14 protein-coding genes and 1 pseudogene are annotated in these 14,672 nt (G+C 40.8%); 11 read left to right on the top strand and 4 right to left on the bottom strand.

Going from position 1 to position 14,672, the window contains the following annotated elements:
* Positions 1 to 98: 98 nt before the first annotated feature.
* The 9 genes from V7K36_RS14260 to V7K36_RS14220 all read left to right on the top strand — a co-directional run bounded on the left by V7K36_RS14260 (position 99) and on the right by V7K36_RS14220 (position 9,774).
* Entirely contained in the window at positions 99 to 362 is a 264-nt protein-coding gene (locus tag V7K36_RS14260; RefSeq protein WP_334823198.1) for a helix-turn-helix domain-containing protein, read from the top strand.
* 628 nt (positions 363 to 990) lie between these two features.
* A complete protein-coding gene (locus V7K36_RS14255) occupies positions 991 to 1,260 on the top strand; it encodes a helix-turn-helix domain-containing protein (protein ID WP_335116679.1) in 270 nt (89 codons plus the stop codon).
* 238 nt (positions 1,261 to 1,498) lie between these two features.
* On the top strand, positions 1,499 to 2,092 hold the full coding sequence (locus tag V7K36_RS14250) for an RNA-guided endonuclease InsQ/TnpB family protein (protein ID WP_335116677.1): 594 nt from the start codon (positions 1,499 to 1,501) through the stop codon (positions 2,090 to 2,092).
* Positions 2,093 to 2,326: 234 nt separating this feature from the next.
* Complete coding sequence (locus V7K36_RS14245; RefSeq protein ID WP_335116675.1) at positions 2,327 to 3,028, top strand: DUF6391 domain-containing protein; 702 nt, start codon at positions 2,327 to 2,329, stop codon at positions 3,026 to 3,028.
* Positions 3,029 to 3,142: 114 nt separating this feature from the next.
* On the top strand, positions 3,143 to 4,141 hold the full coding sequence (locus V7K36_RS14240) for a glycosyltransferase (protein ID WP_335116673.1): 999 nt from the start codon (positions 3,143 to 3,145) through the stop codon (positions 4,139 to 4,141).
* Between the two features lie 131 nt (positions 4,142 to 4,272).
* The gene (gene rfbB, locus V7K36_RS14235; RefSeq protein ID WP_334823190.1) at positions 4,273 to 5,334 is read left to right on the top strand and encodes a dTDP-glucose 4,6-dehydratase; all 1,062 of its coding nucleotides are present in this window, start codon (positions 4,273 to 4,275) and stop codon (positions 5,332 to 5,334) included.
* A 31-nt stretch (positions 5,335 to 5,365) separates the two neighbouring features.
* The gene (locus V7K36_RS14230; protein ID WP_335116671.1) at positions 5,366 to 6,253 is read left to right on the top strand and encodes a shikimate dehydrogenase; all 888 of its coding nucleotides are present in this window, start codon (positions 5,366 to 5,368) and stop codon (positions 6,251 to 6,253) included.
* Positions 6,254 to 6,425: 172 nt separating this feature from the next.
* On the top strand, positions 6,426 to 7,961 hold the full coding sequence (locus V7K36_RS14225) for an NACHT domain-containing protein (protein WP_442948465.1): 1,536 nt from the start codon (positions 6,426 to 6,428) through the stop codon (positions 7,959 to 7,961).
* Positions 7,891 to 9,774, top strand: a complete 1,884-nt coding sequence (locus tag V7K36_RS14220) for a hypothetical protein (protein WP_335116667.1) — start codon at positions 7,891 to 7,893, stop codon at positions 9,772 to 9,774. Before V7K36_RS14225 ends, V7K36_RS14220 begins: the two co-directional genes overlap by 71 nt.
* Before the next feature lie 56 nt (positions 9,775 to 9,830).
* Here the strand turns inward: V7K36_RS14220 and V7K36_RS14215 are convergent, their stop codons facing one another.
* The gene (locus V7K36_RS14215) at positions 9,831 to 10,019 is read right to left on the bottom strand and encodes a hypothetical protein (protein ID WP_335116665.1); all 189 of its coding nucleotides are present in this window, start codon (positions 10,017 to 10,019) and stop codon (positions 9,831 to 9,833) included.
* A 121-nt stretch (positions 10,020 to 10,140) separates the two neighbouring features.
* Here V7K36_RS14215 and V7K36_RS14210 point away from each other — a divergent pair, with 121 nt between their 5' ends.
* Positions 10,141 to 10,365: a hypothetical protein gene (locus V7K36_RS14210; RefSeq protein ID WP_335116663.1), complete on the top strand. Its 225-nt coding sequence runs from the start codon at positions 10,141 to 10,143 to the stop codon at positions 10,363 to 10,365.
* A gap of 14 nt (positions 10,366 to 10,379) precedes the next feature.
* Here the strand turns inward: V7K36_RS14210 and V7K36_RS34125 are convergent.
* Positions 10,380 to 10,508 (bottom strand): annotated as a pseudogene (locus V7K36_RS34125) (DUF7005 family protein); the annotation flags it as partial.
* A gap of 106 nt (positions 10,509 to 10,614) precedes the next feature.
* On the opposite strand from V7K36_RS34125, the gene V7K36_RS14205 reads away from it, so the two are divergent.
* Positions 10,615 to 11,253: a Uma2 family endonuclease gene (locus V7K36_RS14205; protein ID WP_335116661.1), complete on the top strand. Its 639-nt coding sequence runs from the start codon at positions 10,615 to 10,617 to the stop codon at positions 11,251 to 11,253.
* 849 nt (positions 11,254 to 12,102) lie between these two features.
* On the opposite strand, the gene V7K36_RS14200 is transcribed toward V7K36_RS14205, so the two are convergent.
* A complete protein-coding gene (locus V7K36_RS14200) occupies positions 12,103 to 13,305 on the bottom strand; it encodes an alpha/beta hydrolase (protein ID WP_335116659.1) in 1,203 nt (400 codons plus the stop codon).
* Positions 13,306 to 13,734: 429 nt separating this feature from the next.
* Entirely contained in the window at positions 13,735 to 14,124 is a 390-nt protein-coding gene (locus V7K36_RS14195) for a hypothetical protein (protein ID WP_335116657.1), read from the bottom strand.
* Between the last annotated feature and the right edge of the window lie 548 nt (positions 14,125 to 14,672).

The raw sequence follows: 14,672 nt of genomic DNA, 5'->3' as shown, positions 1-14,672 counted from the left end.
GTATTACTGCTAACACTTGAAACCCCTACCAACAAAAGAATCCTCTAGAATTAGAAAGAGCGATTAAGTACATATACCAACAGAGGATAGAAATAGTCATGGCTGGTGGCAAGTCTGAGACCCCCGTTAGTCTGTCAGACAGAGAACTGCAAATTATCGACTTAGTGGCCACTGGCTTAACTAACCAAGAGATTGCAGGAAAACTGGAGATTAGCAAGCGTACAGTTGATAACCATATCAGTAATATTCTCACCAAAACCGAGACAGAAAACCGAGTAGCTCTTGTGCGCTGGGCTTTAAAGTGGGGCAAAGTCTGTTTGAATGATGTCAATTGTTGTCTTCTGCCTAACCAGATCGAATAAATAATTTACTAGTAGCAAGGTAATTGCTCTGGTCTGGTACACTAAAGAGCCAATGAATGAGGTTTACTGATTCTTGCCCTCCTCACGTCTAAGTTTTCAGTGTGAACACCTACCAAAAGTTCCGAGTCCTTCACTCAGCCGGAGTTTATGTTAGTGGAGCCAGCTGACCCTCGGACTCGGTAACTATAAAAAAGATCACAATTTCTTAGGACTTACGCACTCTACAAATTAATCATGGTATGATTTTACCAAAATAGGTCGTTTCAGGCTTTGATTAATCATTAACTTTGATGGCAAATAAATCGGCACTGTAGGGGCAATTCATGAATTACCCCTACGGCAGCTCCGGTTTTCTCGTTCATCATATTTGGGGTTTTCTGTCAATGCGTAAGTCCTATTTCTTTTCAAATTCAGCAGAACAGATGTGGGACTTACACATCAACAACGAAAAATTAAGGGTTTGGGCAGGGGACTGAGGAGCAGGAGAGCTTGTTCTAAGTATACAAAATCGTAGACAAACCTGTACAACAATGTAAAACCCTGTAAAGGATTTTTGTTGATAATTTTATTCAAAACGTACTATTATTAAATAATAGCAAATCACAGTGTTAAGAGGAATTAAAAGAAAGTGCTTTTATCGCTCAAAACACAGTTGAAATTAAATTCACAACAGCGTATTTTAATGTCAAAACACGCTGGAATAGCAAGATTTACATATAATTGGGGGCTAGCCACATGGCAGTCCTTATACAAGGATGGATATAAGCCAAATCAGAGATTACTCCGAACATTTTTTAATAATCATGTGAAGACAAATCCGGCTTTATCATGGTTAAAAGAACAAGGCATTTGTCAAAAAATAACTGAGTTTGCCTTTGAGAATTTGGGAGATGCTTGACATTTGATTTTTTAAGGGCTTAGGAGGCTACCCAAACTTTAAAAAGAAAAGTAGGGGTACAGATAGTTTTACTATCAATTCCGGCGGTAAGCCGATTAGTGTTGGTGGAACTGGGCTAAAATTACCTACTATAGGATGGGTTAGAACTTATGAAGCACTCCCCCACACAAGTACCACTAAATTCACAATTTCCTAACGGGCTGGTAACTGGTATATAAGTTTTACCTTTGAACAAGAGTTGCCTAAACCATCAGCTACGATGACAATCGTAGGAGTTGATGTCGGGATAAAAGTGCTAGCGACTTTATCCACAGGGGTTGTTTTTGATAACCCGAAAGCTAGGGATAAAATCAAGAAAAAATTAGCGAAACAATCTCGTCAACTGAACAATAAAACCAGAGGTTCTAAAAGATATTTCAAACAAAAGTTAAGAGTTGCAAAGATTCATAAACGCATCTCTGACATCAGATGTGATGCGACACATAAAGCTACAACTGCTATTAGCAAAAACCACGCCAAAATAGTGATTGAAAGCTTAAATGTCAAAGGGATGATGTCAAATCATAAATTAGCTGGCGCGGTGGGTGATGCAAACTTTTATGAGTTTCGGAGACAATTAGAATACAAATCTCAAAAATTTGGTTCTGAGATTGTGTATGCTACTATGTTCTACCCATCTACTAAAACTTGCTCAAACTGCGGTCATGTTCAGCCGATGCCGCTATCGGTAAGAGTGTTTGACTGTCAAATCTGTAGAATCAGCTTAGATAGGGACCAGAATGCCGCAAAAAATCTCGAAAAACTAGGACGATTTGTAATTAAAACACGGTAGGCTTTACCGTGTCTGGACGCGGAGGGTAAAGGCAGCCGACTCCACCCAATGAAACGTCAAATAAATCTTGGATGTCCAAGGATGTCCAGAGTTTATGTAGCAGAATCATTAATACCTAACGCCCAACGCCCAAACTCAACAATCATCCACAAAAATTAGCAACAATTTAGTAGTGCAAGCGTTACATTTGAAAGAAATATATGTTACTCCATCGGTTTGGAGAGCGGTGTTCCAATGAATACTTCTGCTTCTTTTCAGGGTGGCTCGTCTCCCTTTGAATTTTTTAACTTTTATCTGACGACACCTGTATCTGAGAAAGTTCCGAGTCTTGAAGACCGATTTTCAGACTTTCCGCAACCCACACAAGATGCCGACTTACTCAGACAGCTATCGTTTATTCCGGGGTTGAAAGAAATTTTGATGCTGCGGCAGGTTCACGCCTTAGAACATGCTACTGTTTGGGTTCTTAGCGAATCAAAAAGTGCCTATCCTGCCAAAGGAGAACCCACTAACGTTCAACGAGATAACGAACTATTAGGCGGTTTGTCTACTGAGCAGGGATTCTACCTCTATGGTGAGGTGAATATTAGTGATTTGCGGCGTGCGGTCACACTTGCTCGACATCGCCTCACCAGTGGAGAATGGGATTTGGCTGTACATCCCCGTTGCGGCACAAATTTATCAGTAGCAATGCTCTTAACGGCTGGACTAGCTGTGGGTCTGCATTTGTTGCTACCATTTCGACCAATTGAGCAACTTATAGGTTTGGGGTTAGCAGCAACGACAGCCGCAGAACTCGCACCTGATTTAGGTTCTATGGCACAGCGTTACCTAACAACTGCCATTCCTTTTAACCTAGCAATTGAAAATATTATCCGTACACGCGACGTTTGGGGGCGTGAGTCACATTTTGTTAAAGTGGGCTGGGAAGATTAATAATTCGTAATTCGTAATTCGTAATTACATTATGGATGGGGATTTAGACCCCGACATAACGGGGCGACACAACGACTTCGCTCAGTGACTAATGCCCACTCCCCTAACAAAATTATGAGAAAACTTTACTTCTTACTCCCTGGTACAGATGGCAAATTTGCCTGTGGTGGTCTTTGGGCTGAGTTGAAAGCACTTAATCTGGTTCAGCAGTTTTGTAGTGCTGATGTTGTAACTTACCGTCAACGGGAAAAAGGTAAGCTTTTTATTGATGATTTGCTAAAAGAGAAAAACTTAAGTGATGTAATTTTTGTCATCAGTTGGGGATTTGATGTAGCTCAACTCGTGGCTAAACTTAAGCAATACAATGTCGTTTATCATGCACATAGTGCAGGTTATCCATTTAGGCTAAGAGCAAGTATTCCGATCATCACTGTCAGCCGCTATACAATGGGATATTGGGGAGAAAAATCACCCAATTCTCTCATTTATTATTTGCCCAATCAAATTTCTGATGAGTTTCAAAATTTAGGTCTGGAACGGGATATTGATGTTTTAGTTCAGGCTCGGAAATCTTCTGAGTATTTAATTAAAGAATTGATTCCAGCGTTACAAAAACATTGTAAAGTATTGGTTGTTGACTCCTATATAGAGGATTTGCCTGGATTATTCAACCGAGCCAAGGTTTACCTCTATGATTCGGCTGAGTACTGGGCACAACAGGGTGTTAGTGAAGGATTTGGTCTGCAACCAATGGAAGCTCTTGCCTGTGGCTGTCAAGTATTTTCTAGTGTCAACGGTGGACTGGCTGATTACTTAGATCCGGGATTTAATTGCTATAAAATTGCTGGATATTCAAAAGAATATGATGTCCAACGGATTATGAAGGTGATTGATTCTTCAGTAACATTTAGCTTGTCTGAAAAGTTGTTGTTTGAGCATCGGACTGAAAAGATTATTCAGCGTTTCCAAGTTATTCTGGATGAGTTAAATGAGTTTTTTGACCACAAGATACAGCAACCTTCTAATATTAAGACTTTGACGAGAATACGTGTGGTAAAGTTATTTGCACAGAGGATATACGGTAAGTTGGGAAAAAAATATTTTAAGCAATAGAAACGTAGACGCGTAGCGGTGAGCCAGCGCAGTCTTGGGGGTTTCCCCCATGAGCGACTGGGGAACCCGAAGGGCTTGCCGCAGGCTACCGCTCCAGACGCTGAAAACACAGAGAGAAGAGAGGAAATTGGATGAATCGGCGGTTATTAGTTACGGGGGGTGCGGGGTTTATTGGGGCGAATTTTGTCCATCATTGGTGTCAGGTTTATCCAGATGATCGAGTGGTGGTGTTGGATGCTCTAACTTATGCGGGGAATCGTCTGAATTTGGCACTGGTTGAGGGAAGAGAGAATTTTCGGTTTGTGCAGGGGGATATTTGCGATCGCACCATTATAGATCAGTTACTAGCAACCGAAAATATTGATGCGATCGCTCATTTTGCTGCTGAATCTCATGTTGATCGTTCGATTCTTGGGCCTGCTGCTTTTGTACAAACTAATGTGGTGGGAACTTTCACCCTACTAGAAGCTTTTCGGCAGCATTGGGAGACAAAAGCACAGCCATCAGATTATCGTTTCCTACACGTTTCTACTGATGAAGTCTACGGTAGTCTGGGCGCAGATGATCCAGCTTTTTGTGAAACTACACCATACGCTCCCAATAGTCCCTATTCAGCCTCCAAAGCTGGCAGTGACCATTTAGTGCGTGCTTATTATCATACTTATAAACTTCCAACCATTATCACAAATTGCTCTAATAATTACGGCCCTTATCAGTTTCCCGAAAAGCTAATTCCCCTGATGTGTATCAACACTTTGATAGGGAAACCATTACCTGTTTATGGCGATGGTAAAAATGTGCGCGATTGGCTTTATGTGGGCGATCATTGTCGAGCTTTAGACGTGGTGATTAATCATGGTCAACCAGGGGAAACATACAATATTGGTGGCAATAATGAGGTAGAAAATATTAACCTTGTGCAACTTTTGTGTCAGATGATGGATGAATTAGCACCTGATTTACCAGTACATCCGACAAAGCAGTTGATTACTTTCGTCAAGGATAGACAGGGACATGATCGAAGATATGCAATTAATGCGAACAAAATTAAAACTCAGCTAGGTTGGACACCTTCAGTAACGATTGCTCAGGGTTTACGTTTAACTGTTGAATGGTATCTCAATCATCGTGATTGGTGGGAACCTCTGCTGTCTGCGGAATATCAATCTTACTATCGTAAAAATTATCTGTAGAATGACCGAAAAATGGGATAGCAAATGACAAATGACTAAAGAAAGATTGATTACAGGCAAAACTAAACTGCTAGGGGTAATTGGACATCCTGTGGAACATTCACGATCGCCAGTGATGCATAATGCAGCGATCGCACATTTGGGATTAGATTACGTTTATCTTCCCTTTCCCATAGCACCAGAAAATCTAGAGATCGCAATCGCAGGTTTCGCCGCTATTGGTGTTGTCGGTTTTAACGTGACAATACCTCATAAACAGGCAATTATACCCATACTCTCAGAAATTACACCCTTGGCTCAAGCTATAGGCGCAGTGAATACTGTTAGTCGCCAAAATAATAAATGGGTAGGCACAAATACAGATATAGAAGGATTTATCGCCCCTTTGCAAACAACGTATAAGCAGGATTGGAGTCAGAAAGTAGCGGTAATTTTGGGTAATGGTGGTGCGGCAAGAGCAGTTGTCGCAGGTTGTCATCAACTAGGTTTTGCCAAAATTTATGTGTTGGGGCGCAATGTGGAGAAATTACAAGCATTTTGCGATAGTTGGAGTAATTCACCTATAGAAGAGAATTTGCAAGTCGGTACATGGGATGAACTAGCAAAATTGATTCCTCAAGCAGATTTGCTAGTAAACACAACCCCTATCGGGATGTATCCCAAGGTGGATGAGTCGCCATTGAGTCCAGATGAGATCAAAAACTTGCCGCCAGGTGCGATCGCCTACGATTTAATATATATTCCGAAACCGACGCAATTTCTAGAGCAAGCAGAAAAACAAGGTGCAATTGCGATCGATGGATTAGAAATGCTAGTTCAACAAGGAGTAGCAGCCTTAAAAATTTGGTTGCAGCAGGAAACTATACCTGTAGAAGTGATGCGCCAAGCTTTACTAAATCACCTGGGTTTAGGAAAATAAGGTAGGCATTTTGGTGCTATATTGTTGCCCAGCAATAAGTAACACATCTTATTACTTAATTTATTCTTAAGTTATGGTGAATAAAGGTTAATTCAGCTTTGTATAAATTACATTGAAAATTAAGTAATATCTTGTAATCATACTCATGGCTGTTGTGTGATCGCTTCTTTCCATTCTCTGCCCTGCTATAGCAAAGATAATAATCTCTACTTGCCTGAAAAATGCCTTATCAGAGAAGGCGGTTGGAGAAGATATAGTAGACAAGCTTAAAAATTTTATTTCTAATCCTAGTGACCAAGAGAAGACACAAAGAAGTCTTGAAAAGATTGCCAAGCAGATAGTAGAAAAGATACAGCCCATTTTCGACCTGGAAGCCGCAAGCATCTGCCAAGATAGCCGCACGGCGATTCAATTAGAAATTGCGGAAACATTGCGTCGGGCTGAGGTAACGAGTGAGTTGCTGATGAGTTTTAGTCTGGATGTAAAATCGTTAACGCTAAATCTTCGTAATGCTTATCCAGAGGCTTGCAAACACTTTAACCGCAATGAAACTGCTCTCTATGAGCGGATGTTAGAAGAAGTAAGCAGAGGCATCATCGAAGTAGCACCACAATTGCAAGGTTTTACACTTGCTGCGACTACAGAGAGTTTGCAGCGACTAGAAGAAATTATTGACCATTTCCAGACATCGAAAGAACAGTCTCAGCGAGACAAAAATGAGTTTGAGAGGAAATATCGACAAGTCATCATCCGCGAACTAGATCGGATGGAGATGTTTGGTTTGCCGCGAATGGATGACTTCACTGCTCAACAAAGCCTCAGCATAGCCTACGTTACCTTGTCAGCAATACAGCACGGGCGAGAGGAGCAAAATCAACAGGCAGAAATTATCAGTAGAAGGCTAACGGAGGAAATCGCAGTTCACGTTCAGCAGGAGAAAATCACCAGTTTACACACATCTCCAGTAGACGAAACTCTTGCTACTTGCCGACGGATAGTGATTCGGGGTGGGGCTGGTGCTGGTAAAAGTACACTTCTCCAGTGGCTAGCTGTGCGTGCTGCCAAGCAAGACTTTCCACCCGCCTTAGCCCCTTGGAATCGACTGATACCATTTTTTATTCGCCTAAGGTCTTTAGTAGATAAAGGTTTCCCCACACCGGAAGAATTTCCAAAACTCATTGCTCGTAACATTGCTGATACGATGCCCAAAGGGTGGGTACATCAATGCCTTGAGGAAGGATATGCATTGGTCTTAATTGATGGGGTGGATGAACTGCCACGAAACCAGCGTCAAGATTTTTTCGATGCCCTTGCTAACTTGGTGGCAGACTTTCCCTATGCGCGTTACGTTGTCACATCACGTCCTGCTGGGCTAAAGGATGGTCAAGGGGAAAAGTGGCAGGACTGGGAAACTTGGACGGAGCAAGCACAATTTCTCAATCTGTCACTACAGTCTATGAGTCCTACTGATATCGAGCAGTTTATTAGTCAGTGGCATGAGGCTCTAGCAGCTGCTCGTCGTTCAGAAGATCAACAGATTAATTTGCAGAGTAGGGCAACCGACCTAAAACGTCTATTGCGTCAACGTCCTGAGTTGCGGCGACTGGCAACCACACCATTGTTGTATGCGATGATTTGTGCGCTATATCGAGAGCGTGGTGAAATATCTGCCTACAGAACGTATCAAGCTTTACCAAGAGTGCATTGATATGCTGTTGAACAGCCGCGATCGCGGACGCAAAATCAAACTCGACCTTGACGAGTCTTACCCAGGTGGTCTGTCTGACAGTCAGAAAATGGCTTTAATCCAATCCTTTGCTTATTGGATGATGGAAAATAATCTTTCTGACGTTGAAATAGAACGAGTTGATGCACACTTCACGCGTCGCCTGCCAGGGATGAACCTTCCCAAGGAAGTGACTGGGAAACAGATACGCGCTCTATTTGTGGAAAGAGTAGCCCTTTTGCGGGAACCAGCTGTTGGGAAAATTGATTTTGCACACCGCACCTTTCAAGAGTTTCTCGCTGCACAGGCAGCACTTAATGAAGATAGTGTCAATGTACTGCTGGAACATGCCCACAATGACCAATGGCGTGAGGCAATTATTGTTGCTGCGGGTCTAGGTCGCCCAAGAGAGCGTAAAGAACTGCTTGAAAGGCTGCTCCAGATGGGTAACGAAATGCCAGATAAACGCCATTATTTGCATTTGTTAGCGGTGGCATGTTTGGAAACAACCGTAGAAGTTGACCCTCAGATACGTACTGAAGTCCTTAAACAAGCTGAAGCTTTGTTACCTCCCAAAGATGATGACGAGGTGATAATGGTTGCGAGGGCTGGGGATGCGATCGCACCTTTGCTTGCTCCTAAGCCAAACTATTCTTACAAGGAAACTGCTCTGTGTATACAGGCACTAGCCAAGATTGGTAGTTCTGCGGCTATGGAAATTTTGGCTGATTATGCAAAAGATACTCGTTATGACTTAAGTAAAGAATTAGGTAGGGCTTGGGATGCTTTTGACCGTGATGCTTATGCTCACAAGGTACTATCTCATAGTAACAAAGTATATGTCCCTACTCTCGTTTCATCAGAAGGATTTGAGCATCTTAAGCATATTAATGAGTTGGCTATACAAAAGCTATCTTTAAAAGATTTGAGTCCACTGCAAAAATTGACCAATCTTACTAAATTAAGAATATTGGAAGCAGATGAAATCTGTGATTTAAGTTCTTTAGCAGAACTTAGCAAGCTGACTCACTTATCCTTAGGTAGCTATTTCCAACAAGAAGTTTTCAATTGTGATACTAACACATTAGCGTTTCTTTATAATTTGACTGATCTAGACTTAAGTAATATCAAAACTACAGATTGTCAGTTTATAAAGACTCTGACCCAGCTTACCAATCTTGTTTTAGTGCAAACAGATATCAGCGAGCTATCTCTACTAGCTAACCTTACTAATTTAGAAAAGTTAAATATTCTTGAATATGATATTACTGATTTCAGTCCGCTTGCCAATCTTTATAAACTAACGTCACTGAGTATAGGAGCAGTAATTTCCGAGAATGGAGATGCATTAATGACATCAGGGCAAATCAGTGTTATTAATTCTTTAGAAAAAGTTTATAGTCTGAAAAATCTAAGCCTTTACGAAACAAAAGTAAAAGATATTACTCCACTTGCTTTCCTTTATAATCTCACCAATTTAGAACTAAATAATAATAAAATCAATGACCTCAGTCCCTTAGCAAACCTTCCTAATCTTGCCAGCTTGACTATAGCAGAAGCAGGTATCACCGATATTAGTCCGCTTGTTAAATGTCACAATTTACGTAAACTATGTTTAGGTAAATTGAGCATTTTTGGAAGTCATTTCTTCTCTTCAAAAACACCTGTTAGCGACCTTAGTCCGCTAGCTAATCTTCCTAATCTTACAGAATTAGTTCTAGGAGATACAGACGTTATCGACCTTAGCCCGTTAGAAGGATTACCCAACCTTAAAATTAAAACCGATAGAGATTAGCAACATTCAGAAAAAACTGCAAATGGCAAAGGATGTACTTTTTAGTAATTATTCGTTCAGTTCATCCCCTCACTACTTCTTCGGCCAGCGCCAATTATAGCGATTTTATTCGTAGATGCCTTAAATTTTATACTCAGCACCATTGTATAAGCAGACGAGGCAATTGGTAGAGGAACTATCGCGATCGCTAATCTCAGCAACCGGAAAAACCATACAGGTGAAGCATTCCTGCACACAGAGTTCATCTTCTTGTACTCATTCGTACAGTGCATTGGAAACTTGAATGCGATCGCCTAATCTCAGCTTTAGTGCATCCTCAAAGTAAAAATACTTATTAAAGTAATATGACTTGACATAATTTAACTATTGCCAACCGGAGCATTGGCGGATGATTTACATCGCACCGTGCCCGATCATGCTGGCATTATCATTTTTAAGCACGATCGCGATTATGCTGGGAAAATCAAGGCAATGACTGATTTTTTGAATGAAGACGGCAATATGAGTGAGAATCGTCTGTTGCGGGTCATGAAGCAAAATACGAAGGGGGTCGAACCTAGTTTTGTTATGCAGGAGTACGGCAGAGGTTGACTAGTTTCTAACCTAATAAATCGCAAAAACCATTTAGCCTGATAGCATCCGCCATTTGTTGCCACTATCCCTTGATAATCTGCAATTAGTTCATCCAGCATATTATTTCCCATCGTACCAAACACCCGTCGCGTAAAATAATGGCAGCATTCGTTGCGATTGACCTATGACTATGGCTGAAGCAACTTTCCGTTACTGGTAATGCTCCAATAGGGATGGTAAAGTCAAATATATGTGGAGGTGGTAACTATGACCCAAGCCCAAACCCAAACACAAGCCGAACTAAAGCTATATACCTTTGATGAATTTATCGAATGGTATCCAGAAAATTCGACACGAAAATACGAGCTACACAATGGAGTGATAATCGAAGTGCCTCCACCGGCTGGCGATCATACGGATATTATCAGTTTTTTAATTGAAGTGATATTAGCAGTGCTTAAGCTATCCGGGCTACCCTATCGAGTTTCAGCATCGGTATTCGTGAAAACTCCTAATGCAAAATCTGCCTATCTACCGGATATGTTAGTTGTCAACCGCGATAACCTGAAAAATGAACCGCTCTGGAAAAAACAATCGACTTTAATTTACCCCGAATCCGTGCCGATGGTAATCGAGATTGTCAGCACCAACTGGCAGGATGACTATTACGACAAAATTAGGGACTACGAAACTATGGGCATTCCTGAGTATTGGATTGTAGACTATGCAGCACTGGGCGGACGTAAGTTTATCGGCAATCCCAAAGTCCCTACTATTTTTGTCTGTGAGCTAGTGGATGGAGAGTACGTAATGACCCCGTTTAGGGCTAGCGATTTGATTGTATCGCCAACTTTCCCGCAATTAAATCTGACAGCGCAACAGATTTTTGACTCGGCTCAAGTCTAATTCCTCAACAGTTTCAAGAATGTTTTCTTAGTTGGATGAAGTCAATATAAATGCTCCACATAACTTTGCCGGATTGCGGCAAATTGCAGTCAATCTTTTAGGTAAAGAGAAGCGTGTGAAACGAGGAATCGAAAATAAACAGTTCCTCGTGGCGATGGATAACAACTATTTACTAAGAGTTTTAACACGAGCTTAAAATAGTATATTAAAACTAGAGTTTCAGATTTTATATGAAAGGTTTATTCTCTAGATAAATACACTTTTATGTATTTGATAATTGAATTATTTTACTATTAATAAATAGTCATTCAATTGAAAATAAGCTCATCCACATTTGGAGAAAATATTTAATTTACTTTGCTTATCATTCCATCAATTTTTACAATTATCTATGTCATTTTGAAATCTTTCTTAGTTTTTATTAATAAATAAGATGCGTTTGCCCTGAGTTGTTTTCGACGCGGCTATTTAGTTATTAAAGCTGCATTCCTCAATCATTTGACCTGACCACAGGGTAGTTTTTTTCCTGAACCGTGGCCTACCTTCATTCCACAACTCAATGTTTCCCAAATCACCCTCAATACAATACTGCCTAATTTTTAAACACCTACCCTTGAAAGGGAATGGGGAGTGGGGAGTGCTGAGTTTTTAATACTCGTGAATGAGTCTTTGATACTCATTAATGAGGCTCAGAACTCCGTTCATCCACCTTTGATACTCGTTCATCTACCTTTGATACTCATTAATGAGGCTCAGAACTCCATTCATCCACCTTTGATACTGATTAATGAGTCTTTGAACTCCGTTAATGAGTTTTTATGCTCTGACTGCTGCTATAGTTTAATCAAATTATTGCCTGAACAACGCCCAAGCCAAAAACCTCTCGGTATGATACAACGCTAATTGATTGCTCACACCGTTAAAAACGGCATCAAAAGCGTGTTCTGCCCAAGGAATTTCGAGAAAAACCGCAGTATTACCAGAGTCATGTAAATGTTCATACATTTCTCTGCCAAATCGCGCTTCTACCAAATTGTCACGACTGCCGTAAATTAATAAAGTTGGCGGTAAAGGGTGCGTCAGGTAATTTATCGGTGAACCAATTTTATACTGATTAGGCAATTCTTCTAAAGAACCACCAATAAATGCTTTTAAAACAGCGCGGGTGTTGATAGGATCAGGAACTGGCGGTGTTTTGTATCCTTCAGTTAAGTTAACAGGCCCGTAATAGTTCACCACACCCCGAATGGGTGGTGCATCCGGTTGATAAGCTGCTAACATTGCTAGATGCGCTCCCGCAGAACGTCCTAAAAGCACCATATGTTCTGGATCGGCTTCATATTCGGCTGCATGTTTGCGAATAAAATTTAGGGCTGTACGCACGTCATCTAACTGAGATGGAAACCGATATCTCGGTGCGTGTCGATAGTCGATCGCAAATACTGTATATCCATGATTAGCAAGATATTGATTAAACTCGGAATTGGCATGAGGATTGCCATATTGCCAAGCTCCACCATAAATTACTACCACTGCTGGATATTTCCCTACCTCTGAGGGTTGGTAAACTTCCATTTTTAAAGGCACTCCCGCAGGAGAAGCAAAGAGAATATCTTTTTGATGACGCGTTTTACCTAATGGAATACCCCGAAAGAAATTAACTAAGTTAAAGGGATGGGTTTGCATCTTAGCGCTTACTTGGGCTGGAATTTGTTCTAAATAATTTGCTCCCAATCCTTGTTTCATCGCTTTAGCCATCTGTATTTGAGTTAGTGGGATATTCACTAGCACCCATCCACAAATTAGCAATCCTATCAAACTGAAAATACAAGCTAGGCGTTGTAGTTGACGGCCACGAATGCAGAAAAAAGAAAGTAATAAAGAGAGCAAATTTAATAACAATAACCAAGGACTGACTTCTGGCGCTCCCACTGCTAGCGTGAGTAAAAACATATTTGGAGCCAGAAGAATAATCCAAGAGCTAAGAAATAGACTTGCAAAACTGAGTAATAATGCAAGCCATGATAAAAGTATTTTGGGTTTAAAGAACATAAATTAAAGTGCGGTAATAACGACTTAAAGAAATACAATCTATCCGCCAATGCTAAGTTTGGCAATAGTTACAGCTATAGCAATCCGATTTAATGTTTGAAAAAATCTAAGTATATGTAGTAGCGTGTCAAGGCTAAAATAGTGCATTACAAATATTGGAAATATTCAGATTTTAGAAACATAACTAAATTTTTCTATTGCATCAATTTAGCCTTGGCACGCTACTACGTGTATTTCAAAAATAAAATATGAGTCCTATATTTACAGTTATAGCAACCGTCTAGTCTATGTCCTGATAGACTAGACGGTTGCTATAAAAGAACCTCACCCTGTCCTATCTTTAATCCCTCTCCTTAATAAGGAGAGGGACAGGTTTTGCGTAGCATAACCAGGGTGAGGTATTTCAGGGGCTAAATGAAGGCGGAGGGATTAGCCAAGACCCCCGTCGCGCTCGCGTTGATAACGAAGGTTATTCTCACGAATGTTGCGAAGGTTATTGTTGCGGTCATTGCGGCGATAATGCTCGCGCTCATAGCGGCGATAATTCTCGCGCTCATAGCGGCGGTTATTCTCGCGCTCATAGCGATAGTTATTGTCACGAATGTTGCGAAGGTTATTCTCGCGGTTATAATCACGATCTCTGTGGTAACGACTCTCACGTTCGTAGTTACCATCATCGTTGCGATGATAATCATAGCTGTAGTTATCTAACTCAGCAAGATAAGACACTGGTGCTTTCGCATCAGCTTTTAGAGAAATAGCCAAAGCTGAAGCAGATGCTATCAAGCCGGCCAGAAAAATTGAGGTAAAGCGCTTCATGATGTGAGTCGCAAGTTGTTGATAGTAATTTATGCAAGTCTAGTCTGTTTAGGAAAAGCAGATTCCACAAGTCTTTGAATCAATCTTATCAGTGTTGAGTAACTCGAAAAGTTTTTTTGGGTGCGGTGATTGAGAAAAGTTTTGTCGTCTGTGATACTTTCTGACTTTCCAGATCCCGTCAATCAATTTTGGATTTTAAATTTTAGATTGACCCCAGCAATTAAGTCATTAGCTCTGTTAAGTAATTTATGATGTTTGGATAATAGAATTATTCTCGCGTTTCAATTCGCTTTTTCTCAGATATGCATTAAATTTACGATGTTACGCCTTATGTAAATTAGAAAGGGAGCATCTCACTTTCGTAGAAAGCCTAAACCTCACCCCAGCCCTCTCCTTATTAAGGAGAGGGAGCAGGAATCTTGTTTTTCCTATGGTGTATTTGCAAAACTGAGATGCTCCCAATTAGAAACACCTCTTATTTTATAGTAACTGTTCACAGGGGTAACGAGAGAATGAGGGTTGCAGGCAAATTAGTCGGATGATTTAGC

The organism is Nostoc sp., assembly GCF_036919555.1.
GTDB lineage: Bacteria > Cyanobacteriota > Cyanobacteriia > Cyanobacteriales > Nostocaceae > Nostoc.
The sequence above is the reverse complement of the archived record's forward strand: the minus strand, read 5'-3'. Positions and strand labels throughout refer to the sequence as shown.

What these genes read in the sequence shown, in the direction of transcription:
- V7K36_RS14200 (WP_335116659.1), bottom strand. Translation starts at nt 13,305, where the DNA reads ATGTTCTTTAAACCCAAAATACTTTTATCATGGCTTGCATTATTACTC.
- V7K36_RS14205 (WP_335116661.1), top strand. Translation starts at nt 10,615, where the DNA reads ATGACCCAAGCCCAAACCCAAACACAAGCCGAACTAAAGCTATATACC.
- V7K36_RS14230 (WP_335116671.1), top strand. Translation starts at nt 5,366, where the DNA reads ATGACTAAAGAAAGATTGATTACAGGCAAAACTAAACTGCTAGGGGTA.
- rfbB (WP_334823190.1), top strand. Translation starts at nt 4,273, where the DNA reads ATGAATCGGCGGTTATTAGTTACGGGGGGTGCGGGGTTTATTGGGGCG.
- V7K36_RS14260 (WP_334823198.1), top strand. Translation starts at nt 99, where the DNA reads ATGGCTGGTGGCAAGTCTGAGACCCCCGTTAGTCTGTCAGACAGAGAA.
- V7K36_RS14195 (WP_335116657.1), bottom strand. Translation starts at nt 14,124, where the DNA reads ATGAAGCGCTTTACCTCAATTTTTCTGGCCGGCTTGATAGCATCTGCT.
- V7K36_RS14215 (WP_335116665.1), bottom strand. Translation starts at nt 10,019, where the DNA reads ATGAACTCTGTGTGCAGGAATGCTTCACCTGTATGGTTTTTCCGGTTG.
- V7K36_RS14245 (WP_335116675.1), top strand. Translation starts at nt 2,327, where the DNA reads ATGAATACTTCTGCTTCTTTTCAGGGTGGCTCGTCTCCCTTTGAATTT.
- V7K36_RS14240 (WP_335116673.1), top strand. Translation starts at nt 3,143, where the DNA reads ATGAGAAAACTTTACTTCTTACTCCCTGGTACAGATGGCAAATTTGCC.